The sequence below is a fragment of the Mammaliicoccus sp. L-M44 genome (assembly GCF_022386355.1).
GTDB classification, from domain to species: domain Bacteria; phylum Bacillota; class Bacilli; order Staphylococcales; family Staphylococcaceae; genus Mammaliicoccus; species Mammaliicoccus sciuri_A.
Genome location: NZ_JAJNIU010000027.1, coordinates 1 through 26922 on the forward strand (window position 1 = coordinate 1; position 26922 = coordinate 26922).

General features: G+C 32.1%; 30 protein-coding genes. 9 read left to right on the top strand and 21 right to left on the bottom strand.

Features of this window, described 5'->3' with window-relative positions; all coding sequences use genetic code 11:
- Positions 1 to 447 precede the first annotated feature (447 nt).
- The 10 genes from LQ611_RS12195 to LQ611_RS12240 all read right to left on the bottom strand — a co-directional run bounded on the left by LQ611_RS12195 (position 448) and on the right by LQ611_RS12240 (position 10213).
- Positions 448 to 1098 carry a KinB-signaling pathway activation protein gene (locus tag LQ611_RS12195; RefSeq protein ID WP_107566150.1) on the bottom strand — a complete coding sequence of 217 codons (651 nt, stop codon included), beginning with the start codon at positions 1096 to 1098 and terminating at the stop codon, positions 448 to 450.
- Between the two features lie 15 nt (positions 1099 to 1113).
- A complete protein-coding gene (locus tag LQ611_RS12200; protein ID WP_025905827.1) occupies positions 1114 to 2175 on the bottom strand; it encodes an Mrp/NBP35 family ATP-binding protein in 1062 nt (353 codons plus the stop codon).
- Positions 2176 to 2444: 269 nt separating this feature from the next.
- The gene (locus LQ611_RS12205; protein WP_239709600.1) at positions 2445 to 3914 is read right to left on the bottom strand and encodes an MDR family MFS transporter; all 1470 of its coding nucleotides are present in this window, start codon (positions 3912 to 3914) and stop codon (positions 2445 to 2447) included.
- A gap of 70 nt (positions 3915 to 3984) precedes the next feature.
- Entirely contained in the window at positions 3985 to 4452 is a 468-nt protein-coding gene (locus LQ611_RS12210) for a SepA family multidrug efflux transporter (RefSeq protein ID WP_025905824.1), read from the bottom strand.
- A gap of 32 nt (positions 4453 to 4484) precedes the next feature.
- Positions 4485 to 5825: a multidrug efflux MFS transporter SdrM gene (gene sdrM, locus LQ611_RS12215; RefSeq protein ID WP_107565816.1), complete on the bottom strand. Its 1341-nt coding sequence runs from the start codon at positions 5823 to 5825 to the stop codon at positions 4485 to 4487.
- 3 nt (positions 5826 to 5828) lie between these two features.
- Positions 5829 to 7418, bottom strand: a complete 1590-nt coding sequence (locus LQ611_RS12220; RefSeq protein ID WP_107565817.1) for an amidohydrolase — start codon at positions 7416 to 7418, stop codon at positions 5829 to 5831.
- Positions 7419 to 7531: 113 nt separating this feature from the next.
- Positions 7532 to 7930: a TipAS antibiotic-recognition domain-containing protein gene (locus LQ611_RS12225; protein WP_025905820.1), complete on the bottom strand. Its 399-nt coding sequence runs from the start codon at positions 7928 to 7930 to the stop codon at positions 7532 to 7534.
- A 130-nt stretch (positions 7931 to 8060) separates the two neighbouring features.
- Positions 8061 to 8303: a hypothetical protein gene (locus LQ611_RS12230; protein WP_025905816.1), complete on the bottom strand. Its 243-nt coding sequence runs from the start codon at positions 8301 to 8303 to the stop codon at positions 8061 to 8063.
- A 9-nt stretch (positions 8304 to 8312) separates the two neighbouring features.
- Positions 8313 to 9011, bottom strand: a complete 699-nt coding sequence (gene trhA / locus LQ611_RS12235; protein ID WP_107565818.1) for a PAQR family membrane homeostasis protein TrhA — start codon at positions 9009 to 9011, stop codon at positions 8313 to 8315.
- A 14-nt stretch (positions 9012 to 9025) separates the two neighbouring features.
- On the bottom strand, positions 9026 to 10213 hold the full coding sequence (locus LQ611_RS12240; protein WP_025905812.1) for a UTP--glucose-1-phosphate uridylyltransferase: 1188 nt from the start codon (positions 10211 to 10213) through the stop codon (positions 9026 to 9028).
- 180 nt (positions 10214 to 10393) lie between these two features.
- On the opposite strand from LQ611_RS12240, the gene LQ611_RS12245 reads away from it, so the two are divergent.
- Complete coding sequence (locus tag LQ611_RS12245; RefSeq protein ID WP_173400400.1) at positions 10394 to 10546, top strand: hypothetical protein; 153 nt, start codon at positions 10394 to 10396, stop codon at positions 10544 to 10546.
- A gap of 51 nt (positions 10547 to 10597) precedes the next feature.
- On the opposite strand, the gene LQ611_RS12250 is transcribed toward LQ611_RS12245, so the two are convergent.
- Positions 10598 to 11089, bottom strand: coding sequence for a metal-dependent hydrolase (locus tag LQ611_RS12250; protein ID WP_025905811.1), 492 nt, complete (start codon positions 11087 to 11089; stop codon positions 10598 to 10600).
- A gap of 276 nt (positions 11090 to 11365) precedes the next feature.
- Positions 11366 to 12082, bottom strand: a complete 717-nt coding sequence (locus LQ611_RS12255) for a hypothetical protein (protein WP_025904961.1) — start codon at positions 12080 to 12082, stop codon at positions 11366 to 11368.
- Between the two features lie 157 nt (positions 12083 to 12239).
- Here LQ611_RS12255 and hutG point away from each other — a divergent pair, with 157 nt between their 5' ends.
- Both hutG and rarD read left to right on the top strand, forming a co-directional pair.
- A complete protein-coding gene (hutG, locus tag LQ611_RS12260) occupies positions 12240 to 13229 on the top strand; it encodes a formimidoylglutamase (RefSeq protein ID WP_025904962.1) in 990 nt (329 codons plus the stop codon).
- A gap of 3 nt (positions 13230 to 13232) precedes the next feature.
- Entirely contained in the window at positions 13233 to 14144 is a 912-nt protein-coding gene (rarD, locus tag LQ611_RS12265; RefSeq protein ID WP_107573082.1) for an EamA family transporter RarD, read from the top strand.
- A gap of 44 nt (positions 14145 to 14188) precedes the next feature.
- Here rarD and argF read toward each other — a convergent pair whose 3' ends face one another.
- A complete protein-coding gene (gene argF / locus LQ611_RS12270) occupies positions 14189 to 15190 on the bottom strand; it encodes an ornithine carbamoyltransferase (protein WP_025904964.1) in 1002 nt (333 codons plus the stop codon).
- A gap of 226 nt (positions 15191 to 15416) precedes the next feature.
- Here argF and LQ611_RS12275 point away from each other — a divergent pair, with 226 nt between their 5' ends.
- The 3 genes from LQ611_RS12275 to LQ611_RS12285 all read left to right on the top strand — a co-directional run bounded on the left by LQ611_RS12275 (position 15417) and on the right by LQ611_RS12285 (position 16889).
- On the top strand, positions 15417 to 15683 hold the full coding sequence (locus LQ611_RS12275; RefSeq protein ID WP_025904965.1) for a SunI/YnzG family protein: 267 nt from the start codon (positions 15417 to 15419) through the stop codon (positions 15681 to 15683).
- A 145-nt stretch (positions 15684 to 15828) separates the two neighbouring features.
- Positions 15829 to 16551 carry an SDR family NAD(P)-dependent oxidoreductase gene (locus tag LQ611_RS12280; RefSeq protein WP_025904966.1) on the top strand — a complete coding sequence of 241 codons (723 nt, stop codon included), beginning with the start codon at positions 15829 to 15831 and terminating at the stop codon, positions 16549 to 16551.
- A gap of 11 nt (positions 16552 to 16562) precedes the next feature.
- Positions 16563 to 16889 (top strand): heme oxygenase, encoded by a 327-nt coding sequence (locus LQ611_RS12285; protein ID WP_025904967.1) that lies wholly within the window; start codon positions 16563 to 16565, stop codon positions 16887 to 16889.
- A 345-nt stretch (positions 16890 to 17234) separates the two neighbouring features.
- On the opposite strand, the gene LQ611_RS12290 is transcribed toward LQ611_RS12285, so the two are convergent.
- Positions 17235 to 18593 carry a YjiH family protein gene (locus LQ611_RS12290; protein ID WP_025904968.1) on the bottom strand — a complete coding sequence of 453 codons (1359 nt, stop codon included), beginning with the start codon at positions 18591 to 18593 and terminating at the stop codon, positions 17235 to 17237.
- 359 nt (positions 18594 to 18952) lie between these two features.
- On the opposite strand from LQ611_RS12290, the gene LQ611_RS12295 reads away from it, so the two are divergent.
- Positions 18953 to 20110 carry an MFS transporter gene (locus tag LQ611_RS12295; RefSeq protein ID WP_025904969.1) on the top strand — a complete coding sequence of 386 codons (1158 nt, stop codon included), beginning with the start codon at positions 18953 to 18955 and terminating at the stop codon, positions 20108 to 20110.
- Between the two features lie 44 nt (positions 20111 to 20154).
- Here LQ611_RS12295 and LQ611_RS12300 read toward each other — a convergent pair whose 3' ends face one another.
- From LQ611_RS12300 to LQ611_RS12330, 7 genes are all read right to left on the bottom strand, one after another.
- Complete coding sequence (locus LQ611_RS12300) at positions 20155 to 20673, bottom strand: Asp23/Gls24 family envelope stress response protein (protein WP_107590885.1); 519 nt, start codon at positions 20671 to 20673, stop codon at positions 20155 to 20157.
- Between the two features lie 61 nt (positions 20674 to 20734).
- A complete protein-coding gene (locus LQ611_RS12305) occupies positions 20735 to 20962 on the bottom strand; it encodes a DUF2273 domain-containing protein (RefSeq protein WP_369919472.1) in 228 nt (75 codons plus the stop codon).
- A gap of 21 nt (positions 20963 to 20983) precedes the next feature.
- Entirely contained in the window at positions 20984 to 21523 is a 540-nt protein-coding gene (gene amaP, locus LQ611_RS12310; RefSeq protein ID WP_025906320.1) for an alkaline shock response membrane anchor protein AmaP, read from the bottom strand.
- A gap of 181 nt (positions 21524 to 21704) precedes the next feature.
- On the bottom strand, positions 21705 to 22721 hold the full coding sequence (locus LQ611_RS12315; RefSeq protein WP_025906318.1) for a FecCD family ABC transporter permease: 1017 nt from the start codon (positions 22719 to 22721) through the stop codon (positions 21705 to 21707).
- Positions 22718 to 23722: a FecCD family ABC transporter permease gene (locus LQ611_RS12320; RefSeq protein WP_025906316.1), complete on the bottom strand. Its 1005-nt coding sequence runs from the start codon at positions 23720 to 23722 to the stop codon at positions 22718 to 22720. The genes LQ611_RS12315 and LQ611_RS12320 overlap by 4 nt, the downstream gene beginning before the upstream one ends.
- Positions 23723 to 23737: 15 nt before the next feature.
- Entirely contained in the window at positions 23738 to 24541 is an 804-nt protein-coding gene (locus LQ611_RS12325; RefSeq protein ID WP_025906315.1) for an ABC transporter ATP-binding protein, read from the bottom strand.
- Between the two features lie 208 nt (positions 24542 to 24749).
- Positions 24750 to 25586 carry a YitT family protein gene (locus LQ611_RS12330; RefSeq protein ID WP_025906313.1) on the bottom strand — a complete coding sequence of 279 codons (837 nt, stop codon included), beginning with the start codon at positions 25584 to 25586 and terminating at the stop codon, positions 24750 to 24752.
- A gap of 224 nt (positions 25587 to 25810) precedes the next feature.
- On the opposite strand from LQ611_RS12330, the gene LQ611_RS12335 reads away from it, so the two are divergent.
- Together LQ611_RS12335 and LQ611_RS12340 are read left to right on the top strand one after the other, a co-directional pair.
- Positions 25811 to 26347, top strand: coding sequence for a helix-turn-helix domain-containing protein (locus tag LQ611_RS12335; RefSeq protein WP_198471841.1), 537 nt, complete (start codon positions 25811 to 25813; stop codon positions 26345 to 26347).
- Positions 26344 to 26922 (top strand): IS3 family transposase (locus LQ611_RS12340; protein ID WP_308192902.1); only part of this gene is annotated, 579 nt, incomplete at its 3' end. The genes LQ611_RS12335 and LQ611_RS12340, both read left to right, overlap by 4 nt.

The following is a 26922-nucleotide window of genomic DNA, read 5'->3' on the forward strand; positions in this document are numbered from 1 at the left end:
TCATCCTGAGCCAGGATCAAACTCTCCATAAAAGAAGTAAGCTTGATAAGCTCATTTTTGATTGGTTAAGCCAATCACTCTGAAGTACTTTTAGTACTCAATTATTGGAATTAACGTTGACATATTGTCATTCAGTTTTCAATGTTCATCTAATTTGCGTCTAAACAATATTGTACTAAAAACAATGTTTGTTTTCAACTAATTTTGTTAACTTATTTTTAACACGTTTATAAATATATAACATTTATTTCGTATTAACAAGAGTCAATTTTACACTTTCAAGAAAAAGTTTTGATAACTTTTTTCGTTGTTGTGCTGTCGTTTTCAGCGACTTTTATATAATATCAAGTGAGGTTTTAAAAGTCAACACTATTTAGCATCTTTTTTAACAAAAAATTAAAAAGCACAAGATTAAGGTGTAAATAGAATTTAATCTTGTGCTTTGTATCATTTCTTCAATGATTTACTGTCTTTATTCAACTTTGATATCTTGGCTTTTCTCTCTTCAAGAGACAACGCATTATATTTAGGTAATGTAATTAATTGATAAGCATTACATAATAATAATCCAAAGATTGTTAGATAAATCCAACTTGTATCTTCTACTCTTAAAAATGGTATAAGTTCAACTGTTGTCATAACAACCATGAAAAACATAGATGGAATCCATAAATTCTTTTTAGATTGTTTGTTTTTTATATTACTTGTAATGATTGCAAAAATAACGACAACGATTGGTAGCCAAATAAATGATATGATTTGATCTGTTCCACCAAATCTTAAAAATCTAAAATACACTAAATCAAATATAGCAAATACTGTTACAACGATTTGTACATGTGGCCATATCTTACCAAAGATACCTATGCCTAATTGATTAATGAATAAATAGATGAAATATGCAAGCTGACTAATAGTTGCTACAAGTAGTCCTACAACTAAGAACCATATTGAAGCTGCTACAAACTCACCTATTTCTCCAGCAAATAAATATTTCGTTACTTTATCATATCCAAAGATAAGTGACGCAATATATGTCACAACTACACCTATCAACAGTGTATTTCTGTAAAATTGAATTAAATATTTTAAAGTCACTTGCTTACCTCCGCACTAATCTTCATCTGTTATATTAATGATATTCTTAGCAATTTGACTATAAACTTTACCTAAATCTTCATGTTCTTTATAGATAGAAGGTGAAAAGTTATTTTCATCCCACTCAGGTTGACTTAATGGAAGCTCACCTAATAACGTCGTTTGAAGTTCCTGTGCTAATTTAGCACCGCCGCCTTTACCGAATACATATTCTTTATTTCCTGTTTCTTTACTTTGGAAATAAGACATATTTTCGATTACACCTAAAATAGAATGTTCAGTATGTTTAGCCATTGCACCAGCTCTTGCTGCAACAAATGCTGCAGTAGGATGAGGTGTCGTTACAATAATTTCTTTACTTGAAGGTAACATTGTATGTACATCTAAAGCTACATCACCAGTACCTGGTGGTAAATCAAGTATTAAGTAATCTAATTCTCCCCATTTAACTTCTGTAAAGAAACTTGTGATCATTTTTCCTAACATTGGACCTCTCCAAATGACAGGTGCATTTTCTTCAACGAAAAATGCCATAGAAATAACTTTAACGCCTTCACGCTCAACAGGAATAATTTGTTCGCCTTCTACTTCTGGCTTTTCTTGTATGCCCATCATATCTGGAACACTAAATCCATAAATATCAGCATCAACGAGTCCTACTTTTTTACCTTCTCTAGCAAGAGATACTGCTAAGTTAACGGCTACTGTTGATTTACCAACACCGCCTTTACCTGAGGCAACTGCAATAAATTCAACCGGATTATCTTTAGATAATAGCCCTTCTATCGTTTGTTCTTCCATTACACCTTTGAATTTTTCTAATGCTTCATCAGATAATTCATCAAATCTTATCCCTACAGTTTTCGCACCATTTTCTTTTAATAGATCTACAATTTCCATTTGTAAATCAAGTTGTGGTTGTCCGCCAAGTTTAGCTATCGCAACTTTGACACTCACATGTTCTTTTTCTTCTTTGATGCTAACTTCAACTATGCCGCCAGTTTCTTTAAGTGGTACATCTACAATTGGATCATGTAACGCTCCCACAAGTTCTTTAACCTGTTCTACTGATAACAAAATCTACGACTCCCCTTCTAAAATAATTATCTACTTATCATTATATTCAGTGTAACAAAAAATTTAAACATACAGGTAGTTTATTGTTTAAAAAAAGGGAGCGGGACAGAAATCTAATTTATATAAAAAGATTTCGTAGTCCCGCCCCGGCAAGGATGACTAGAGTTGAAAAAAGCTTGGTACAAGCGCATTTTCAATTCAGACATCTACTGCCAAGTTGTAAAAAGAGACTGAAACATTACATTATGTCTCAGTCTCTTTAAATCTTCTTATTTAGAATGGTTCGGTATTCTTGTATTACTATGTTTGTTTTCAGATTTAATAAATATAGATAATACAACTCCGAAAAATACAATAACAGTTAATACTAAGAAAGCTATATTAATACCGTGAATCATTGCTTCAGATTGTAATATCTTCGCAGTATTACCTGCATTGGCATGTTCTAATCGTGTCTTTGAAGGTTCAAAGTTCTTAGCACCAATCGACATAATCGTTACTAATATACCTGTACCAATTGAACCAGCGATTGTTCTTAATGTATTCATCATCGCTGTACCATGAGATAATACTTCGTTTGGAATCGCATTTAATCCTGCTGTATTAACAGGCATCATAATCATAGAGACACCAAACATTCTAATGGAATAAACAACAATTAAATAAAGTAGTGATGTACTATCATTTAAGAATGCAAGCATGAATGTTGTGACTGTAATGATTGTAAATCCGATGATTGCCAACCATTTCGCACCATATTTGTCGAATAAACGACCTGTTACAAGTGACATAACACCTGTAATGATTGCACCTGGTAATAACAGTAAACCAGAGATTAATGCTGAATATCCTCTTGCATCTTGCATATACATTGGCATTAATAAAGATGGTCCAATTAAAGATACCATTGAGAAAATACCTATGATTGTTGTTAATGTAAATGTTTTATACTTGAATACTCTAATATTCAATAATGGGGTTTCTAATTTTAACTGTCTTAATACGAAGATTACTAACGTTACGATACCTACAACTAATGTAACGATAACAATTGGTGATGTGAATCCTAGTGATCCTGCGCTACTGAATCCATATAATAAAGATCCGAAGCCTACTGTAGATAGAATAATAGATGGTACATCTAAGTGAACATCTTTTGGTTTAGAAATATTCGTTAAGTATTTCGCACCAAAAGCTAATGCTACAACCGCGAATGGAATGATTGTGTAGAATGGACTTCTCCAACTAAAGTTATCAACGAGATAACCAGATAACGTTGGACCTAATGCTGGGGCGAATGAGATAACGAGACCCGCCATACCCATCGCAAAACCACGTTTTTCTTTAGGGAATAAATTAAAGAGTACAAATTGCATAAGGGGCATCATAACACCAGCACCCATTGCTTGAAGTACTCTTGCTAACATTAATATTCCGAAGTTTGGCGATAAAGCGGCAACTAACGTACCGATTGTAAATGATAACATCGCCATTAAATAAAGTGGTCTTGTATTAAATTTATCCATTAAAAATGCTGTAGCCGGTATCATAACACCGTTGACTAACATAAATCCTGTCATTAACCATTGACCTTGGTTGGCATCGATTTTTAAATGTACCATGATTTCAGGTATTGCTGTATTTAATAAAGTTTGGTTTAAAATCGCCACAAAGGCACTTACTAACATTACAGCTACTACTAAATTTCTTTGACCTTTTGAAATGTCCTGAACATTCATGGTTTCAACTCCTTCCAAATATACCTTTGCTATTATGCACTATTTTATTTCGGAAATCAAAATAAATGTTTCATCGGTTTAAATTTTTGCTATCTGGATAGAAAATTTCAGTACATATATATAAAACAGTGATAATCACTAAAATGATCCAAAACTCAATTTTGATTTGTGAATAATATATATGTACTGTGAAATAAAACATAATCGTGCTAACAGTAATTGTTAATAAATGAAAAGTCATACCCTTGAAATACGGATTATCATTTAGTCTATTTTTAAATCTATCTAATAAAAATTCTATAGCGACAAGTGTAAAGTAGCCAAACAATATATAACTACCATAATAGAACAAGTTGTCTATCATACTTTTATTGTAGTTGAATTCTGCTAAGCCATAATAAATTAAAATTCTGCTTAATCCAAACATACCAAAAGAAAGTAGTACAATAAAAATTGCACCAGACAATGTGAAAATACTTATAATAATCAATATGGACAATAAATGAAAAATATCAAAACGCTTATTTTTTCTTTTCATACATTGTGACTCCCTCTAAATATGTTTTACCTTTAAAAACTTTTTCTACGCTTTTCTTTAAATACAATAGACCATACAATCGTCAATGTAACGACTACTAACATAATATACAACATAATATTTTGAACGCCATAACTTAAAAATGAAATGTTTAATACATATATTGAAGAAACAATTAACGATCCAGTTGTACTACCTATTGTCTTAAATAATGTATAAATCGACATCATGGAACCTAATTGGTGATGAGGTGCTTCTTCTTGAACAACGACAACATCTTTCGTATATACTGTACCAAATGATACACCCATTACAAAAACAGCAAATGGGATGATTACAATCCATTCAACGCCTGTTAATATAGCAAAGCTACCAACAAACATTGCCAAGAAAGCTAACATATAAATAAATTTCAATTTCAGTTGATCTAATCTACCAAGTACAAACGTGATAAACAACCAACCTACCGACATTGGAAAAATGATTAAACCACTTTGTAACGGTGTAAAGCCTTGTTCATTTTGTAAATAGATTGGCATAAAAATAGTGTAGCCCATCAACATTGTTGAATAAATCATATCTGTAAACAATACGAGAATGATTTTTCTATTAAATGCTTCAACAGGTACAAATGGATTTCGCATACGCGTCTCAACTCTGTAGAGTAATACGACAAATCCAACTAATAATATGAAGCAAATCACACGTACAATAAATGGTATATGTTCTGCAATAATTAGTAAAAAGCTTGCAACCACACCATAAAATATGAATAAGCCTTTATAATCTAATTTAGTTTTTTCTACTTTCTCTTGTTCGAAATTAAAATACTTAATAACCAACCACATAGATACTAAAGCTATAGGTACATTGATATAAAATAGAAAGCTCCAGTTTAAAGATTCTAATATTGCGCCACCTAACAGTGGTCCTACAATACTAGATATACCCCAAACACTTCCAACGATACCCATCACTTTATATCTTCTCGGAATTGGAAAAGCAAGTTTAGGTACAACTTGACCTAATGTCATCATGACACCTGCACCTAAACCTTGAACAATTCTAGAAATAATTAGCAATGGGAAACTATGTGTCATTTCACTTAACCCACAAAATACACTACCAATAATAAATACAGATATCCCTAGTAACACTACTAACTTAATATTAATTCTCTTTACAAGTTCACCAACGATTGGTGTCATAAACACAACCGCTATTAAATATACTGTAAAGATTAATGCAACTTCCGTATCAATATTAAAGTCTTTCTGCATTGTTGGTGTTGCTAAAGATACGATTGATGTTTCTATAGCACTCATAAACATAATAAGTACTAAAGCCAACACAATTCCTTTGTTCTTAGTCATAATTCACGCTCTTTCGTATACAATATTTCCGTTAACAATTGTTAATTTAGCTTGAATTTGTGCTAAATCTTGACAGTTAACCTTAAATGGATCTTGATCTAACACAGTGAAATCCGCTTCATATCCTACTTTAATTCTTCCAGTACGGTCAGTCGTTTGACCAATCTCACTCGCGAGTGTTGTATATAAACGTAAAGCATCGAATACAGATAGTGCTTCTTCAAAGAAATACGCACCTTCTTCACCATACGTTTGTCTATTAACTGCCGCATGAATACCTAGCATAGGATTCGGTGTTTCAATCGGTGCATCTGAACCGCCACCTATTATAATACCTAAGTCTAACATTGACTTGAATGGATATAAATATCTTGCTCTCTCTTTGCCTACTTTATCTTGAATCCACGGAAAATCACTTGTAATAAATTGTGGCTGAACGTCACAAATCACAGGTAACTTCGCAACACGTTGTAACAGTTCTTCATTTAATGTGCTAATATGAATTAATCTATCTCTAAGTCCGTTTGGTACAGGATATTTTTCTATTGCATCTAATACCATTTCACAAGCTTTGTCACCAATCATATGAACAGCTATCGCACCATTATATTTTCTAGCAATTTTTACTTTTTCTTCGAGTTCTTCTTGTGTATATATCGCAAGTCCATAATTCGTTCCAGTAGGGTCATTAGAATAAGGTTCTTTCAACAATGCTGTACTGCCTCCAAAAGCACCATCTGCATAAAATTTCATAGCATCAGGCTCTATCCATTTATCAACAAAAGTCGCCTGTTCTTCCATCATTTGTTCATAAACACTAAAGTGTCGTAACAATCGTACTCTAAATGGCTTTTGATCTTCCCCTGGTCCTACAACTGTTTTATAAGCATTTAAGACATCTTTATAATCTTCGTAGTAACCTAAATCTTCTGTATGCGATCCTGTTATACCATACTGATATAAATATGTAATCGCGTTATTTAAATGTTTAGTAAGAGACTGTTCATCTTCATTTGAAGCTAATTCTTCAAATGGTTCCATAGCTGTATCATATAACCAACCAGTCAGTTCACCTTCTTGTTTTTCATATGAACCACCGTCAGGATTTTCGACATCATTTGTCATACCTAAAATCTCTAATGCTTTCGAATTGACGATTGCTGCATGTCTACATACTCTTTTAACAATTACCGGATTATCTTTGCATAATTCATCTAAATCAAATTTATTAAGTCTAATACCATTTAATAAATTTTCGTCATACCCTTCAGCAACTAACCATTCACCTGGTTGTAATGTTTGGGCTTTTTGGCTAATTTTTTGTTTTACATTTTCGATATTTGTCTCACCATTTAAAATGACTGAAGATAACCAAACGCCAGTCCCCATAACATGAATATGTGTTTCAACAAATCCAGGAAACATCGTTCCACCTTTTAAATCGATTGTTTCATAATCCGTTGTTTGAATTTGGTTTAAATCTTCTTTTGATAAAACAGTTTCTATCAAACCATTTTCTACAATTACCCCTGCATATGTATCATCTGGTCTTTCCATCGTATATATTGTTCCGTTATGATATAACTTTTTCATCCGATTCAGCTCCCTTATACATTCAAGTTTATTCTAATTCTACATATTTAATAGTAAAAAAGACACCGATAAAATCGATGTCTCCTATTTTAATTTTATAAAGTTCATTTTTATTATATGACATGCTTAACGGCAGTAATTAATGCTTCCGTTCTTTCTTCACCAAAATATGCTTTATATCTATCATCCGCTTCATACATATTAATAATTTCTAAGTGTTTATCTTCTGTATAATTTGGCCAACTGAATGTTAACCATTCTCTGTGTAACTGAGTGACTTCTTCTTGTTTTTCTAATGTTGCACCTTGTTCTACAATGTTATCCAGTTTTTCTACGAGTTTCTTTTCAATTTGATTTTTACTTTTAATTTCATCTTTCGTCATATCTAGAAACCGATCATCAGTCTGGTCTATCTTATGGCCGCTTCTATCTTCTACTGTTTCTCCCTGAACCTCTTCATTAACATTTAGTTTGTCACGATCGAATGTTTCAAAATCTCTTTTTTCTGACATTATGATTTCCCCCTATTCATATCGTATAACATTTAATATTATCTATTTACCCGTTTTGCAAAAAAATAACAAAAAGAGCGGGATAGAAACCTCCATATCATAAAAAGATTTCATATCCCGCTCGCTATCTTTATTTCAATCGTCTTTGTTCACCTTTTTTAAGATGTTCATTAAACGTTTGTTTATTATTTCTGCGTTGGTGTTTAATTAGTAATATTAATGCATAAACTAATATTAAACCGAATATAAGTGAAACAATACCCATAAACTGCAAACCACTTTGTTTGCCGTCACTAAATACAAAGTAATAAAAGAAATAGCCTTGAATTAAAATAATAATTGTAAGAACCGTATAATACAAACGATAGTTCATCTTATCCTCCTACATAAAGTACATAATTGCTAGAAAATGAAAAATTGAAGCAATCAAAATGAAGAAGTGCCAAATCATATGGAAGTACTTTTTATCTTTTTGAGCATAGAACCATGCCCCTACTGTATAACTAAGACCTCCAAATAAAATAAACAACATAAATATTAACGATGTCTTATTGATAACTGTTGGTAACATGAGAACACCCATCCAACCCATGATTAAATACATCGCTAAACTTAATTTATGATTAACGTTCTTAGCTGTTGATTTATATACAATTCCCCAAATTGTAATACCCCATTGGACTGCCATAATAAGCCAACCTAACCAGCCGCCCACTAACGATAATGCAATCGGCGTATACGTTCCACAAATTGCGATATAAATCATACTATGATCAATAATTCTCATAATGTATTTCTGAGGTGATGAAGATGACATTGAGTGATAAATAGCAGATGATAAAAACATCAGCATAATACTTATAATATAAATAGATACACTCGTCGATTTAAGTGCGCCATCACTAATATAACTTTCTACTGCTGCGTATGGTAAGAAGAATAATAGAAAGAAAGCAGGGACACCATGTGATACTGCATTTCCAACTTCCTCACCGAAGGAAAGTGGCATAATATCTTTAAATGCTTCTTTAACTTTCCCATTTTTTCTATGATGAGACTTTGTATGATTGATTTGTTCCATTCATATCCCTCTTTTCATAATAGTTGATTGTTCTCTAAATCTCTTTGCGCTGTTTCAATACTGTCTTGTCCTTCTTTGTTCTTTAAAGGGCTAAATTCTTTCGTTCTATCTACTTGTAGAGTAGCAAATGATTCTGCATATTGGAAAATATCAAAATAAAACAATTCGAATTTCAATGACTCTTCTTCTACAACACTGAAGTCTTCATCTAATTGTTTTAACTTCTTAACTGCTAAATGATACGGTAATGGTTTAGAAGCCGCTTCTATAAGGAAATCTAATTTAAATACATGAATACCAATGTTAGCATTCTCTAGTTTATCTACATCATCTTCAGATAGCTCAGAATACTCTAATACACGCTTTTTACCATCTATTGATACAAGACGACCAACTTTTTCTCCGCTATGCGCTTTGATAGATTTAGTTGTCACGTCACTATTATGTTCTACTGTAAATCCAACAAATTCAGGATCCAACACTTTTACGAGCGCATTATCAATGTTGTTTAAGAATAAGTATTCCACGCCATTTTCTTTCATTTCAGCAAGTAACTTTGTCTTCTCTAGAGATTTGAATACACCACCATTACCATTAGGTGTACGCATCACTCTTCTATTTGTATCTAAAATTAATTGACCGTCCGTCGTTAAAGATACAATGTGGTCTTGCTTGAAGAAATGAATATAATTTTCATCATAATTAAAGTATTTATTTTCTAAGAAAAATGACAATGTATCTTTATGATTCACGTCACTTGTCATGATATACCAATGAATTGGTGTACCAACTTCTTCTGTTAATTGCTTTAATTGCTCTGCTTGTCTTTCAAATAAACTTTTGTTATTGAATGAGAATGTACCCTTTGGTCCTACATGACCTAATCTTGTACCTTGTCCACCAGCCATTAATAATACCGCAAATTTACCATCTTTAATCGCTTGTACACCAAGTGAACGGTAAGATTTCAGTTGTTCTTCTGAAAGTTGATCTTTAACTTCAAACTCAACTTGTTCTATATTATCTGCAACATCTATTGTCTTTCTATTTATGTATACATCTTGATATAGTTTATCTATTTCATCTAAATCTAATTGATTAATATCAGATTCTAATTGTTCTTTCTCGCTTTGGCTCATCACTTTAATATATTCTAAAATGTGATTTTGACCATGTTCTTTCAGGTTTGTTTCATCTAACATTATAATACCTCCGAAAATTTGACTCATTCTTATTATACGACTTTAGAACGATTTGTCTAAAAATATCATAAAAAATTTATAATTAAAATGATTATTTTAAAATTAAATGGGTATTTATAATAATGTGTTGCTTTAAGCACAAAATATTCCTATATATAATAGGCCAAGGAGGATTTTATTATGAGTTTAGGAGATAAGTTTAATGATTCAAAAGACAAAGCAGTTGAAAAAGGTAAGGATCATTTAGAAGAGAATAAAGACGAATATACTGAAAAAGGTAAAGACTTTGCTAAAGAAAAAGGCGAGGATTTAAAAGGTAAATTCGGAAAATAACATAATGTTTAATGAAAGCTAAGACACTACCTTTTGTCTTAGCTTCTTTTTTTATATAAACAATCGATAAATATCTTTCCACCATAAAATGACTGTGATAATGGTAAATGCAGATGATAAGCTTAAATCCATAACACCGCCAGTTCTAAATACAATGGGTAATTTAACTGAGACATTTAAAGGGTAAAATAGTTTAACCCCTCTTGGTGTTAACATATCTAAAATGATATGCGATAACATCCCCAATATAATCGAAACTAAATATGGTTCTGGTGCGGGTATTGTTCTCAATCCCCAAAATATTAAAAATAGAAATAATAATGAATGGGTAAACGTTCGGTGTCCAAAAATTAACCTAATAATAAAACTGATAGGAAATATTTTCTTACCTAGATTACTTTTGAAATGACAAATATCTGGGACCAAACTCGCTACACCACATAAGCTTACAATCGTAAATGATGTAAAAATATCTTCTCCATAATAAATACTTAATGATGACCCGATGAATATACCGCATGAAAGATGTGTTTTTCCTGTCATATTAATGTTTCCTCTTTTCAATTACTTTATTTTATTTTACCACAAAATACCGAACAAGTATACGAACACTTTGTGACTTTATAGTGATATACCTCACATAATTGCAATTCAAATGACAAAATTGTGAAAAGAATCACATAAGTATTGATTTGTTATTAATCCCTGTTAAACTATAGTTGTAAGTCATATTAAACATAACCCTATACCATTGTTGAAATAACCCCCTTATTTCACAATTAAAAAAACGTTCATCTAATTCGATGAACGTTTTTTTATTTAGCTTGCTTTATTTAATTGTGTTTCTTGTTGATGATCACTTTGAGTGGATTCATTGTTGCTTGATTGTTGAGAGCGATTTTGACTTTGCCCTTCACTATTTGTATTCTCATCTTGTTGATTCGTGTTTCGAGATGGATCTGCTTGATTATTATCCTCTTCGTATGGTTCATTACTTTGTTCATTTGATCCTTGATTTGAATCTTGGTTTGAATCTTCATTTGTATTTGAGTGATGTTGATCTTGATGACCTTGATTATTCTGATCGTTTTCTTTAGGTAATGTACAGCCATCATCATTACATAAATAACCATCACGAGATAAATTTTGCCAAGCTCTCGTAAATTCGATTGTATTTTCTGCTTTATCACATTCTGCTTGAGAGTTACCTTGATTTAATAAGCAATTTCTAGCTACTGTATAAGCTTCTGTATCAAAGTTTTCAGTTTCATTATGATTGTTCGGTTTAACACCATTTACATTTTCTTCTACTGGAATTTCATCTGTAGATTGTTGATTGTTATCATTATTATTTGTTTTTGATTTTTCTTCTTTAGTTTTAACATCTTCACCTGTCGATTCTGAAGTTGTTTTTTTCTCAGTAGTCGTTTCAGATGATTTTTCGTTATCATTATGTTCATTATTCTTAGAAGTTTGGTTGTCACATGCTACTAGAAATAATAAGCAAACTGTTAAGAGACCATAAATCCATTTCATAGAATCACTCCTCGGCCTTTTTGCTTTTTCTTTCTTACTATTCATTAAAGACACTTCTTTCTTATAAAATAATTAAGCATTTAATAAAACATAAGAATATCATACATGATAAACTAACATTAGTAAAAACTATTGTAACATGTAGGAGGTATTAAATATGTATAGAAATGTTAAAAAGGATGAGTGGACAGGTAGAACAGATAGCACAACATTGCGTTCTGCTTTTAGATTTCATCAAATCGTTGACTCAATTCATATTGAGAAAGAAGACATTACACCAAAGAAAGAATTCGAACATCAAGTTAATATGGCACTTATAGGTTTTGAATGCGATGAAGGTGTTTCTAGAAATAATGGTCGACCAGGTGCAGTAGACGGTCCTAAACATTTTAGAAAAGCTTTAAGTCCTTTACCAATACATAATGAGTACTTACATTTAACTGACTACGGAGATGTCATTTGCCACAAAAATAAAATGGAAGAAGCGCAATCAGAACTTGGAGATAAAATCTCAAACATATTATTGCATAATGACTTTACAGTTATTATCGGTGGTGGTCATGAAGTATTATATGGCCATTATTTAGGTGTAAGAAAAGCCAACAAAGACAAAAAAATTGGCATCATCAATATAGACGCACATTTTGATATGAGAGATTACGACGAAAAACCATCTTCTGGCACAATGTTTAAACAGATTTTAGATCAAGATGATCAAGTTGGTTATTTCGTACTAGGTATTCAGAAAAATGGTAATACAAAAGCACTCTTCGAAAGAGCTGATGAATACGGTGTCCAATACATTCGTGAAGATGAACTTCGTAGCCATTTATCGATAGAAACAATTACTTCTATTAATTCATTCATTGAAGGATATGATGAAATTCTCATTACATTATGTACAGATTCTATAGATGTAAGTTATGCACCTGCAGTAAGTGCACCTTGTATTATGGGATTACAACCTCAAATCGTTCAAACAATTTTACAATTAGTTACAAACTCAAACAAAAGTTCAAGCATTAGTATTGCTGAGCTATCACCAAGATTCGATATAGATAATCGAACTGCAAGATTACTTGCGAATATCGCATCGAATATTTATCACGATCAAGCAGAAGTCATTCAATCACAGTGGGAGTCCTAAATCATGTCAGAATTTAAAAAAGGTATTATATATGCAATATTTGCATATGTTATTTGGGGTGTCCTACCAATTTATTGGAACCTCGTAAGTGAAATTGGACCATTCGAAATTTTAGCACATCGTATTATATGGTCAGCAGTATTCATGTTATTACTGTTATTATTTACAAAACAATTTCCAATGTTCAAAGCAGCAACGATTAAGCTATTTAAACAAAAGAAAATGCTATTCGCTATTATCATCGCTGGTTATATAATTACAGTGAACTGGGGTACATTTATTTGGGCAGTTAATAACCACCATGTGCTACAAGCAAGTCTTGGTTATTACATCAATCCTTTAATGAGTATTTTCCTAGCCTTTATTTTCTTAGGCGAACGATTCTCAAAAGCTCAATGGGTAGCTATTCTATTAGCATTTGTTGGTGTTATTTATATGACTTTTCAAGTCGGAGAATTTCCGTTCGTATCAATATTACTCGCAACATCATTTGCGCTTTATGGATTGATCAAGAAAGTTGTAGATATCGATGCATTTAGTAGTATTACGATAGAATGTATCGTGACATTACCAGCAGCACTTATTTATATCTTCTACTTATCACAACACAACGCCATTACATTTGGTATGAACAGTTCAAGCGGATGGTTATTACTTTCTGGTGCTGTTACAGCTGTTCCACTTATTTTATTTAGTGCTGGCGCAAGAAGAATACCACTATCATTAACAGGCTTTATTCAATATATTGGTCCAACTATCATGTTCTTTATCGGTATATTCTTATTGAACGAACATTTCGATGTTGATCAATTTATTACATTCATATTTATCTGGGCAGGTATTATCATTTATAGTTACAGTAAATATGTAGAACTTAATCGCAATAGAAAAAAATTAACAAAAGAAGCTCGTTAACAATAAAAGGCTGAGACATTCATGGATGTCTCAGCCTTTATTCGTTAATATATATCGCCACAAGTTGTAGCTAATAATGCTTTAATTGTATGCATTCTATTTTCTGCTTGTTGGAATACTTTTGAATAATCTGATCTAAATACGTCATCTGTCACTTCCATACATGTTACACCAAACTTTTCGAAGCATAGCGCACCCATTTCAGTATTTAAATCATGAATAGCTGGTAAGCAATGTAAAAATAAAGTTTCATTTTTACCAGTTAAATTAATTAAGTTTTGATTTACTTGGTAATCTTTAAGTAATTCAAAGCGTTCTTCCAATTGTTGTTCCTCACCCATTGAACACCAAACATCTGTATATATGATATCACTGCCGTAAATACCTTCTTGGATATTATCTGTAATTAATATCTCACTTCCAGATTCTTTACTAAATGACAATGCCATATTTTGAACTTCTTCATTTGGTTGAAGTGATGATGGTGCAACAATATGAATATTCACACCTAAAATTGCACTCGTAACGAGCAATGAGTTCGCAACATTATTACGTCCATCTCCTATAAATGTCAAAGTCTTTCCTTCGTATGTACCAAAGTATTCTTTAATTGTCATAAAGTCCGCTAACATTTGTGTAGGATGCCACTCATTTGTTAAGCCATTCCAGACAGGTACGTTGGAATATTGAGCTAAGTCTTCTACTGTCTTTTGTTCAAATCCTCTAAAAGCAATACCATCAAACATTGATCCAAGTACGACTGCTGTATCTTCTACAGATTCTTTCTTACCTAGTTGTAAATCTTCTTTACCTAAATAAGACACACTTGCACCCATTTTAGTTGCAGCTACTGTGAAAGCTGAACGTGTTCTTGTTGATTGCTTTTCAAATAATAAAGCGATATGTTTCCCGTTTAAATAACGATGAGGGATCTGATGCTTTTCTTTGAATTTTAATTCCATTGCCAAATCAATAAGTGATTCTAATTCTGCTTTAGAAAAATCAACTTCTTTTAAAAAACTTGTCTTGTTTAATTCTTTTAACATAGATAACTTCGTCCCAATGAAACCAGCTCCTTATTTATTTATAAAGATAATATTACAGCATACGATTCTATTTGTAAATAGTTATTCAATATATTGCATAAAAATACTTTTATTAATTAGTATGACATAATAAACAAAAAATATAACACATTTTCTCGTTTTTCTATTGAAAACGGATACATAATACGTTATGATGTAGTCATCAAACAAAAGGATGTGTTTAGATATGGCAATGAGAGTATCAAAGGACAATAATCAAGTTCATATTCAATGGAGAGTAGCGGACATTACAATTCCAAATAATGAAATTAAAAACATTAAAGAGGATCAAGATATTCACGCTTTGTCTAATGAAGCCCAAGATCATATCGTAAGAATTGGCTCAACTTTTGGCAAAACAAATCGTGTGATTATCGAAACAAATGATAAAGAATACATTATTTATACACATGCTGATAAGAAAGTTTACAACGAGCTCACTAAAGAAGCTTAAGTTCAAACTTTCAGGCATTTTAAATAAACACCGCGAAGTCATATTACACTGACTTCGTGGTGTTATTTATATGGCATTTTCAAATTGAATTATTATGATACATTTTTAAAGCATGCTAACATATAAGAAAGGAGTGATGATCAATATGTTAAGAGACTTAAAAGGGCTCAATGCAGTCATTACAGGTGGCTCTAAAGGTATCGGTAAATCAATCGCGATTGCATTAGCTCATGAAGGCGTCAACGTCGCAATTGCAAGTAGAAATATTGATACTTTAAAAGCAACAGCCGATGAACTTAAACAATATGACGTCAAAGTATTTTATAAAGAAACCAATATTGCGCACCAAAAAGATGTGCAACGTTTCATAGAAGATTCATACCATGCATTAGGCTCTATAGATATCGTGATTAATAATGCAGGTATTATGAAGAATAATTCATTTTTAGAAGTAAGTGAATCTGAATTTGATCAATTATTTGAAACAAATGTTAAAGGTATATACTACGTCTTACAAGAAGCATTACCACATCTCGTAAGACAAAAAAGCGGAGATGTTATAAATATCGCTTCAATGTCTGGTTTAAAAGCCAGTGCAACAAGCAGTATCTATTCTGCTACTAAATATGCAGTAATTGGTATGACTGAAGGTATTATGCAAGAAATGAGAAAACATAATATTCGAGTATCATATTTAACCCCTTCTGCTGTATTAACAGATTTAATAGGAGAAACACAATTACAAGAAGATACGATGACGCATCCAGAAGATATAGCAGACGTAGTCGTATCACAACTGAAACTACAACCAAGAACATTTATGAAGACAGCACAAATCTGGGCTACTAATCCAACACCAAAAGAATAGGAGAGATCACTATGTATGTTGTAACAAATAGAATTAAAATGAAAAAAGGTTATGCAGAAAAATTAGCACCAATGTTTACTAAAGGTGGCGCATTGCAAGAAATGAAAGGTTTCATTAAAGTCGAAACTTGGAACATGCAAGACATTGATGACAATGACGAATTACATGTAAATATGTGGTGGGAAGAACTAGAAGACTTCGAAGCATGGAAAACGAGCGATGCATTTAAACAAGCACATAGTCGCGGCGGAGACAATAATAAAGACAAAGGCGAATCCCCAATGTTAGGATCTGAAATCGCAATCGCTAAAGTCGAAACAACAATCGATCCAAAATAATCGAAATATGGACAAACTGAACTTATACAGTTCAGTTTGTTTTTTGTTATGGGAGTGGAATGGGAAAGATGTGAGTTTATATGGTGCTTAAGCTATAATTTGGACAATCTCATGGCTTTACTCAGACATTAAGCCATGACTTGAGCTATCTCATGGTTTTACTCGATACTTAAGCCATGACTTGAGCTATCTCATGGTTTTACTCGATACTTAAGCCATGACTTGAACGATTTCTTGGCTTTACTCAGTACTTAAGCCAAGACTCAAAACCGCCTCATCTCCCCCAACCATTCCCAAACATACAAAAACGACAGGGGCACATCATGCCTCTGTCGTTATTTAAATTTAGAAGAATATATGAGCTAATATAACGATTATCGGTAGCGCTATAATTGTACGCATAATATATATCATAAATAGTTTCCCTAGGCTTACTGGTATTTTCGAACCGAGTATAACGCCCCCTACTTCTGATAAATATATTAATTGTGAAATACTTAAAGCACCTACGATAAATCTTGTCATATCACTTGGTACATTACTAATCAGTAATGATGGTAAGAACATATCAGCAAAACCGATTAATAATGTTTCAGACATTTCTTTTGCATATGGTATTTGCATTAATTCTAATAATGGTACAAATGGTGCGCCTAATATACTAAATGTTGGTGTATATTCAGCAACAATAGTTGCTAAAGTACCGATTGTCATAACCACTGGTAGTACTGCTAACCACATATCCAACACGGTCTTCACACCGTTAATAAAGAATTGTTTAAGGTTAGGTGATTTTACAGCTTTTTGAGTTGCTTGTTCAAATCCCCATGATATTGGATTATGTGTTTTAGGAATTGATTCATTTAATTGCTCAGTGCTTCCGTTTGAATACTTATCTGGAATTTGTTTAAGTGGCCAAATTCTAGGCATTATAAACGCTGCTACAACACAAGCTAAAATAACTGATAAATAAAATTTAAAGAAATAATCCATTAAGCCGATTGTTTGAGCAATGACAATTGCAAATGTGATAGATACAACAGAGAATGTTGTCGCAATGACAGTTGCTTCTCTACGTGTATAAAATCCTTGTTCATATTGTTGGCTTGTAATCATAACGCCTACAGTTCCATCACCAATAAATGATGCTAGATTATCAACAGTTGATCTACCAGGTAATTTAAATACAGGTCTCATAATTGGTGCAAACATTGGTCCTAAAAATTCTAATAAACCAAAGTCCATTAATAAGGGTAAGAACAAACCTGCAAAGAAAAATACGGCAAGTAATGTTGGTAATAAATCATTGTAAACCATTAATCCGGTATTTTCATTTACAACTACCCCTGGTCCGAAATCGAAATAAATAAATATTGCAAATATCGCACCTATTATTCTAATTACGACCCAAATCCAATTGACGTTAAATAATTCATTCGTTATAGATCTCTTAGTAGAAGTACTGAATATCGTAGAATAGATTAATGTCATTACTGCAGAGAAACTAATTAAAAGCATAATAATTAGTCCAGCATAGTCACCGATCCAATCTAAAGCTGTATTTGCAAGGTATGCAACAGGTAAACTTGTTTCCTTCTCCCCTTTATCATCAGTTACTGTTACAGGCACTAAAAATAAATATATTCCTAACAGTGATAATATAATAAACTTTAACCTTCCTACTAAAACGCTCGTCTCTTTCATACTTTCTCTCCTTTACGCAAGACTAACTATACACAATAATTAATAAATATTCAATGCTATTCATCTCTAATTTTATTATATATTTTTATGTAAGCGCTGTCATTATTTTTAGTAAAAATAAAAGAATTATTAATCATAATATACCAATGTATTTATTATATTTTTTCTTTAAAAATTTTAAATTTTCAAACTTCTATTTATTATCCGTATAATATATAGATCAATTCCAATTAATTCTTTCAATTTATACCTTAAAAACACCTTACATTTCTGATTGTTCGGGTATTAAATTTTATCTGTATTTTTACAAATCACACTGTTATAATCATGATTATATGTCAAAGAGAAGGAGTTATATGATGTCGAAACCTCGATTAATTACATTTATGTTAAGCGTATTTGTTGTGGGAATGGTTGAATTAATGATTGCAGGTATACTTACTTTAATGAGTAAAGATTTGAATGTATCAGAAGCAATTGTAGGACAACTTGTAACAGTTTATGCATTAACATTCGCAATTAGCGGACCCATACTTGTTAAACTGACTAAGAATGTCTCACCAAAGACTGTATTATTAGTAAGTATGATTATATTTATTTTAGGAAATGGGATTATTGCGATTTCACCTAACTTTACAATACTTGTAATAGGTCGAATATTATCTTCAGCTGCTGCAGCAATTATTGTCGTGAAGATCTTATCTTTAACTGTTGTGTATTCAAAACCAAGCGAACGCGGGAAAATGATTGGTTTAGTTTATACTGGTTTCAGTGCAGCGAATGTACTTGGTGTTCCTCTAGGTACTAAAATAGGAGACTTAGTAGGTTGGAGAATGTCATTTGTGTTTATTTCTACAGTTGGTATTATTGCGCTTATACTTATTATTTTTAATGTCGCAAGCAATAAAATTGATACGCTAGAATCTTCTAGTCAAAGTCAAGATTACAAAGTCATTCATCCTTTAGAAATTGTAAAATATTTAAGCATTACTTTCCTTATATTAGCGGCAAATTATGTTGTCGTAACGTATATTAGCCCATTATTATCTGTGTATGGATATGATTTAAATATTGTATCACTCGTACTACTTGTTGCAGGTATCGGTGCAATTATTGGTACTTCATTAGGTGGATATATTACAGATGCATTAGGTAGTAAAAAGTGGCTATTAATTTCATTAAGTACTTATACAGTACTCATGCTTGTATTTGAACAATTCTTACCGATACTTGTTATTACATTAATTGGTGTATTTGCTTGGAATATTGTCCAATGGGGATCAAATCCACCTATCCAAATCGGTATTATCTCTCAAATTGAAGGAGATACAAGTGCAGCAATGAGTTGGAACATGTCTAGTTTAAATGCAGGAATAGGTGCTGGTTCATTATTAGGTGGGATATTCGTATCATACTTTAATGTCGTATCTAGTTTATATGTAGCAGGTGCATTAAGCTTTATTGCATTCCTAATTTGTTTAACAATTAAGAAACAACCAAAGACACAAAAAGCATAAAAAAAGCGAGTGAGATATAATATCTCACTCGTCTTTTTTATAAATTATTGTAATTCTTTATTGCTTTTTGATTGGCCTTCTTCATCTGATGATGAATTTTTTTGTTCGTATTCTTTTCTACTCATTACATCATCAACGTGCATATTTACTTCAACAACTTCAAGTCCAGTCATATGTTTAACTTGTTCTTTAACTAAATCTGCAACTTTTTTGAAGATTTTAGGAGCTGATTCGCCATATTCTAAAATTACTTTTAAATCTACAGCTGCTTGTTTTTCTCCTACTTCAACAGAAACCCCTTGAGTTACGTTATTTCCAGATGTGAAACGGTCAGTTAAGCTAGAAGCAAAGCCGCCTTTCATATCTAAAATACCTCTAACTTCTCTTGCAGCAATTCCAGCAATTTTTTCTACTACTTCATCTGAAAATGATAATGTATTTGAAAATTGTTGCTCTTGAGCTTGAGCTTGTTGTTGTTGTTGTTGAGCTTCACGCTCTTGTTCGTTTACCCCTGTTTGTTCATTGTAACTACTTTTTGCTTTGTTGTTATCTACGTTTGCCATAACAGATTCTCTCCCTTTAATTTATAATTTGTTTGTTTGCATTATTTATATTGTAAGCAGTCTAACTTATTCTATTTAAGAAATTTAAGAACTGCTGTGTACAATCCTTAATATACCCCAATCCTACACCTATTAAACATAGGACTAGGATTAAAACTGTTTTCCAAAAACCAATAGTTAAAAATAGTACTGCTAATATTAACATTGCGATAAAACCAATAATTCTCCATTTATATTCTTTAATAAAATTAATGAATTGATTTGGATCTTGATTTTCATTTGGCATAATCGGAACCTCCTATCCTTAGTCTTATAAAACTCTTGTGTCACTCGATTTTTGATCTCTGACATTAATCTCGATATTTTTTACAGGTATTTCTGAGAAATGCTCAACATTTTGTTTGATATCTGATTTAATTCGATCTGTTAATGTTTGAATTTGACCTGTATCTGAAACAACAAAGAAATCAGCTTTGATTGTTGCATAAGATTTATTTTTCTTATTATACAGTTTCGCAATAACATTAGGTTGACGTACTTCATCGTATTTTTGAATAGTACGATAAATACATTTTTCAACTGAATTTCTCGTAATATAAATGTGACCATCCTCATAGTCACGATGTAAACCTGGCTTTTTATGTGTTGGTTTAAATGTTGCAAAGAACATCAATATACCAAAGAATATTAATACGCCTGCACAAGCAATCAACGTTGGTTCAAACCAATTATATTTTAATAATTCTTGTTGATAGCTCTTAATTTGGCTAATATCCAAGTACATAAAAAGAAGAGTGCCTACAACTACTATTATGAATAAGCCTAGGAAAAAATTCTTTAATCTTCTCACTGGCAACTGCACCTCCTATGTAAAGTTCTATTACTACTCCTTGTTATACCCCTAAAATGATTTTGAAAACAAAATTTTATATTTTATGTATACTTTTTAGGAAAATTTTAATAAATCTTAGAATATGTCGTGATTAAAAGCACGAAAAAACTCTCTTTCAATATAGAAAGAGAGTTCATGATTATATATGCGTTGATTTTTGCATTAAGTATAAGAAATACGGCGCACCAACTATTGCAACGATAATACCTGCTGGAAGTCCGTTAGGTTCTAATACAATTTTACCGATTGTATCTGCTACAACAAGTAAAATCGCACCATTTAACACTGCAATTGGTAAGTATAATTGATGTCTAGGTCCAACAATACTTCTTGCGATATGTGGTCCCATTAAGCCAACGAAACCAATTCCGCCTGCTACTGAAACTGCAGCTGAAGATAATACTACAGCTAAGAATACGAGTAGAATTCTTTCTCTATTATTATTAATACCGAAAGAAACGGAAATTTGTTCATTCGTACTTAATACATTTAATACATTTGCTTTATAGAACAAGAATGGCATAACAATCGCCAACCATGGGATAAATGCGAACACGAATGGCCATTCATCTCCCCATATGTTACCTGCGAACCATCTTGCGATAAATTCCATTTGATCTTGATCAAACGTAGACATAATTGTTATAGATGCTCCACTCAGAGCAGTAGATAAACCTACACCTATTAAGACCATTCTTACAGGGTTTATACCTTCTCCACGTTTATGACTGAATATGAAAATAACCATTGCAGTTGCTAAACCACCAAGCATACTTACAAGTGGTAATACATATACAAAATCTCCTGCTTTTATCGTACCAACAACAAGAAATAGCGTAATCATAAATCCGCTTCCTGCATTAATACCAAGAATACCTGGTTCTGCTAAAGGATTCTTCGTAATACTTTGAAGAATTGCACCACTCAATGCTAAACTTGCACCGGCAAGTATTGTGATGAGCATTCTAGGCATTCTAAATTCAAATAATACCATTGTATCTAGCTCATTACCTTGTCCAAATATCGTCTTGAAAAATTGCGTAAAGGACATATTAAATTCACCAGTTGTCATGGCAAATTCCATTGAAGCAATAAGTGCGATAACTAATATAACAAATGTAATGCGTTGTTTTTTAATAACCTTAGGATGTATCATAGTATTTTACCGTCCCTTCTAACAAGATAAAGGAAGAACGGCACACCGATAATTGAGATAACAGCTCCAATTGGTGCTTCTCCTAACATTCTTGCAATCATATCTGCAAATAACAGAATAAAACCACCAAGTACTGCTGATAAAGGTATTACACGCTTATAATCTGTTCCAATCATAAATCGAACAATATGTGGCACCATTAAGCCAACAAATGCGATTTGTCCAACGATTGAAACTGCTATACCTGCTAAGAACATTGTAGCAATTAAACTTGTGTATCTTACAAATGTACTATTTTGGCCTAATCCTTTAGAAAGTGTATCACCTAAACTAAGTATAGTAAGTTGTCTACTCATAAAAATAAGAATAACTAAAATCACAATTACAACTGGTGTAGAGATCATAAGTTGTTTCCAAGTTGTACCACTTACACCACCAACACTCCAGAATGTTAATGTTTGATTTAATCTAAATATTAAAGCAATTCCTTCACTTGCAGCTGTTAAAAGCGCAGATACTGCAGCACCCGCAAGTACTAACCTCATCGGGCTGAATCCACCTCGTTTAGATGAGCCTACACTCATAACGAGTATCCCACCTATAGCTGCACCTACAAATCCTGCAAGCATTAATGTGAAATAGCCTGCATTAGGTATAACGGCTAAAGTTAACGCAAGCATCATACTCGCACCAGCATTAAGACCTAATAAACCAGGGTCAGCTAAGCCATTACGTGTAACGCCTTGCATGACAGCACCAGATACAGCAAGTGCCATACCAACAATAACAGCACCTATTTCTCTTGGAATTCTTATTTCTCTTAATATATTATGTTCTTCTATTTTAGGATTATAATGAAAAATCGCATCATAAACCATTTGAATCGAAGTCGTTTTTGCACCAAATAAAAATGACAGAAGTAAAACAGCTACAAGTAAAATGATTGTAACTGTTAATATAATTGGATAGCGATTAGCTTTTAATGTTTTAGTCTGAGTCATTGGGTTGCCATCCTTTTATAACTTTGTATAGTGCTTACATAATAAATTATATGTTACAAGCATTGGTTTTCCAGTACGTGGATCTGTAGAAAGCTCTGCATCAATATTAAAGACTTCTTCCAATATTTCATTTGTTAGAACTTCTTCAGTTTGACCTTGTGCAACAATTTTACCAGACTTCATAGCAATTAAATGATCTGAGAAACGGATTGCTTGGTTAATATCATGTAAGACCATAATAATCGTACAACCTTGTTCTCTATTTAATTCCTGTACAAGTTCTAAAATTTCTAATTGGTGTGAAATATCTAAATAAGTAGTTGGTTCGTCTAAGAAAATGATGTCTGTTTTTTGAGCGAGCGCCATCGCAATCCAAACACGTTGTCTTTGACCACCACTTAAATCGTTAATCGATCTATATTTAAATTCATGCGTACCTGTTACATTTAAAGCCCATTCAATTTCCTCTTTATCTTGTTTAGATAATCTACCAAAACCTTTTTGATGAGGAAATCTACCATAAGATACGAGTTCTCCAACTGTTAATCCATCTGCAACATCAGGAGATTGGGGCAAAATAGCAATCTTTTTAGCTATTTCTTTAGTTGAAGTTGAATGCAAATTCTTACCGTCTAATAATACTTGACCTGTTTGTACATTTAAAATACGGCTTAAAGCTTTTAATAAAGTAGACTTACCGCAACCATTTGGTCCGATGATAGAAGTCACTTTGCCATCTGGTACTTCAAGGTTCAATTCATTAACTATTAATTTGTCTCCATAACCTATTGAAATAGCTTCTCCCGTTAAACGATTCATAAAGAACCCTCTTTCCATTAAAATAAACTCTATTTATATGATATTTTCATTAATTGTATATATTTGTAAATGATAATCATTATCATCATTCACATTCATGTATTATAGCATTTAATAGTAGCTTTTTCTATCATTTTCTGAATATTTTCGTATTCCGTTCACAAAAAGAGGTTGGCACAATTAACGTGTACCAACCCCTTAAACATTATTATTCATCTACTAAAAAGCCATTTCCAAGAACGTCTCTTACGTCATGGACAACGACAAATGCATTTTCATCGAATTTTCGAATCATGCGTTTTGTTCTAGAAAGTTGTGTCTTCGCAATAACTACATATAAGACATCTGTGTCTTTCTTAGAATAATAGCCTCTACCATTTAGAATCGTACAACCACGACCAATTTGTTCATCAATCATTTTAGCGATTTGATCGGGATTTTGAGAAATAATTGTAACGGCTTTTTTAGGATTGAGACCTTCAATTACAAAGTCCATCACTTTTGTTCCTACATATAATGAAATCACTGTAAGTAACGCTTTTTCTAAAGGCATTACAGTAAGTGAGAACATCACGACGATAAGGTCAAAGAATAGTAGAGCATATGATGTATTTACGTCTAAATATTTATGCGCTATTCGGGCAAGAATCGTCGTACCAGCAGTCGTACCACCAGACAATACAATGAGTCCTATACCTAGACCAACCATGAAACCACCAAAGATTGTGTTAATTAAAATCTCATTCGTATGCACAACCCAAGATTCAGTCAGACCTAGAAATACAGAAATAGCAATAACCGCTATTATCGTATATACAGTACTTCTCTTGCTTAAAAATTTATAACCTAACGCAATTAAAATAGCATTTAAAATAAACGTAGACCATGCAGGTGAAATATCGAATGCATAAAGTAAGATTAAAGAAACCCCAGTTACGCCACCTTCACCTAAATTAGCAGAAATGATAAAGGCATTAACACCTGTAGCAAAAATAAAAGATCCTGCCAAAATTAATATCATATCTCGTAAAATTCTATTTTTCATGACCTTACCTCCTCTATATTTTTTAACAGACATATAGATACTACCACAATCCTCAAATCCCCTCAACATGCCGATTTTAAATAGAAGACGAATCATATAATGGATGTGGAATGATGATGTGAAAAAAGTGGTTTGAATTGAAGGAAGTGATGGAGGTGCGAGAAATAGCTGATGTGAACCCAAATATTTGACCTAAACAAATCAAATTATTGGGGTGCATTTTTATGAGGAAAAAATATGAATTCAAATTCAAACTAAAACTTGTAAAGGAATATTTAGAAGGACATCAAAGTTATAGAACAATTGCTTTAAAATATGGGGTTTCAAGTTGGTCTGTCCTTCGGATATGGGTCAATCAATATAAAGAGTTCGGAGAAGAAGGTTTAGAATTAAAAAGTAGAAATACTGTTTATAATAGCGAATTTAAATTATCTGTTTTAAAATTTAGACAAGATAATATGCTGTCTTATCAAGATACTGCGAATCACTTTAGGATTATTAATCCTATTATCATTGCCAATTGGCAACGTAAGTTTGATGAAAAGTGTCGTCTTGATATAGATAATAAACAAAAAGGACGATCTCACAATATGACTAAAAAACGAGCTAAATCAGATAATAAAAATTTACCTTTAAATGAAAATGAACGTGAAGAACTTGAAAGACTTAGAAATGAAGTCGAGACGTTAAAGGCAGGTATAGCTTATCAAAAAAAGTTACAGGCCTTGACCGACATTTACGGAAGCAAAAATCAGAAATAGTAAAGGTCATTAAGGAACTAAATGAAACATATAATATACGATTAAGTATCTTATTTAAAGTAGCTCAAATAGCTAAATCAGTATACTATTATTGGATAAATCAATTTAGTAAACCTAATAAAGATGAAACATTGATTCAACTAATAAAAGAAATATGTGAGGAATCAAATCATACCTATGGTTATCGTCGTATTACACAAGCACTAAGAAATAGAGGTCTTATTGTAAATCATAAAAAAGTACTAAGAATCATGAAAGAACATAATCTAACTTGTACAAAGTTCACGCATAGAGGTCGTAAGTATCGTTCCTTTAAAGGTAAAGTTGGTAAAGTAGCTCAAAACATATTAAATCGTAGATTTAAAACAAATCTTCCATTTCAAAAAGTCGTGACAGATATTACAGAGTTCAAATTAATGAATGATCAAAAATTATATTTATCACCTTTTATGGATTTATATAGTTCAGAGATTATCAGTTTCAAAATCTCAAGTCGTCCTACATTAGATATAGTGATCAATCCACTAAAAGAAATGATAGAGAGTCGTCCAAACCTAGATCACCGTTTAACAATA

Excerpts from the sequence above, each read along its gene's own strand:
- LQ611_RS12205 (WP_239709600.1), bottom strand. The coding sequence starts at position 3,914 with ATGAATGTTCAGGACATTTCAAAAGGTCAAAGAAATTTAGTAGTAGCT.
- LQ611_RS12210 (WP_025905824.1), bottom strand. The coding sequence starts at position 4,452 with ATGAAAAGAAAAAATAAGCGTTTTGATATTTTTCATTTATTGTCCATA.
- sdrM (WP_107565816.1), bottom strand. The coding sequence starts at position 5,825 with ATGACTAAGAACAAAGGAATTGTGTTGGCTTTAGTACTTATTATGTTT.
- LQ611_RS12220 (WP_107565817.1), bottom strand. The coding sequence starts at position 7,418 with ATGAAAAAGTTATATCATAACGGAACAATATATACGATGGAAAGACCA.
- LQ611_RS12225 (WP_025905820.1), bottom strand. The coding sequence starts at position 7,930 with ATGTCAGAAAAAAGAGATTTTGAAACATTCGATCGTGACAAACTAAAT.
- LQ611_RS12230 (WP_025905816.1), bottom strand. The coding sequence starts at position 8,303 with ATGAACTATCGTTTGTATTATACGGTTCTTACAATTATTATTTTAATT.
- trhA (WP_107565818.1), bottom strand. The coding sequence starts at position 9,011 with ATGGAACAAATCAATCATACAAAGTCTCATCATAGAAAAAATGGGAAA.
- LQ611_RS12240 (WP_025905812.1), bottom strand. The coding sequence starts at position 10,213 with ATGTTAGATGAAACAAACCTGAAAGAACATGGTCAAAATCACATTTTA.
- LQ611_RS12245 (WP_173400400.1), top strand. The coding sequence starts at position 10,394 with ATGAGTTTAGGAGATAAGTTTAATGATTCAAAAGACAAAGCAGTTGAA.
- LQ611_RS12250 (WP_025905811.1), bottom strand. The coding sequence starts at position 11,089 with ATGACAGGAAAAACACATCTTTCATGCGGTATATTCATCGGGTCATCA.
- LQ611_RS12255 (WP_025904961.1), bottom strand. The coding sequence starts at position 12,082 with ATGAAATGGATTTATGGTCTCTTAACAGTTTGCTTATTATTTCTAGTA.
- hutG (WP_025904962.1), top strand. The coding sequence starts at position 12,240 with ATGTATAGAAATGTTAAAAAGGATGAGTGGACAGGTAGAACAGATAGC.
- rarD (WP_107573082.1), top strand. The coding sequence starts at position 13,233 with ATGTCAGAATTTAAAAAAGGTATTATATATGCAATATTTGCATATGTT.
- argF (WP_025904964.1), bottom strand. The coding sequence starts at position 15,190 with ATGTTAAAAGAATTAAACAAGACAAGTTTTTTAAAAGAAGTTGATTTT.
- LQ611_RS12275 (WP_025904965.1), top strand. The coding sequence starts at position 15,417 with ATGGCAATGAGAGTATCAAAGGACAATAATCAAGTTCATATTCAATGG.
- LQ611_RS12280 (WP_025904966.1), top strand. The coding sequence starts at position 15,829 with ATGTTAAGAGACTTAAAAGGGCTCAATGCAGTCATTACAGGTGGCTCT.
- LQ611_RS12285 (WP_025904967.1), top strand. The coding sequence starts at position 16,563 with ATGTATGTTGTAACAAATAGAATTAAAATGAAAAAAGGTTATGCAGAA.
- LQ611_RS12290 (WP_025904968.1), bottom strand. The coding sequence starts at position 18,593 with ATGAAAGAGACGAGCGTTTTAGTAGGAAGGTTAAAGTTTATTATATTA.
- LQ611_RS12295 (WP_025904969.1), top strand. The coding sequence starts at position 18,953 with ATGTCGAAACCTCGATTAATTACATTTATGTTAAGCGTATTTGTTGTG.
- LQ611_RS12300 (WP_107590885.1), bottom strand. The coding sequence starts at position 20,673 with ATGGCAAACGTAGATAACAACAAAGCAAAAAGTAGTTACAATGAACAA.
- LQ611_RS12315 (WP_025906318.1), bottom strand. The coding sequence starts at position 22,721 with ATGATACATCCTAAGGTTATTAAAAAACAACGCATTACATTTGTTATA.
- LQ611_RS12320 (WP_025906316.1), bottom strand. The coding sequence starts at position 23,722 with ATGACTCAGACTAAAACATTAAAAGCTAATCGCTATCCAATTATATTA.
- LQ611_RS12325 (WP_025906315.1), bottom strand. The coding sequence starts at position 24,541 with ATGAATCGTTTAACGGGAGAAGCTATTTCAATAGGTTATGGAGACAAA.
- LQ611_RS12330 (WP_025906313.1), bottom strand. The coding sequence starts at position 25,586 with ATGAAAAATAGAATTTTACGAGATATGATATTAATTTTGGCAGGATCT.
- LQ611_RS12335 (WP_198471841.1), top strand. The coding sequence starts at position 25,811 with ATGAGGAAAAAATATGAATTCAAATTCAAACTAAAACTTGTAAAGGAA.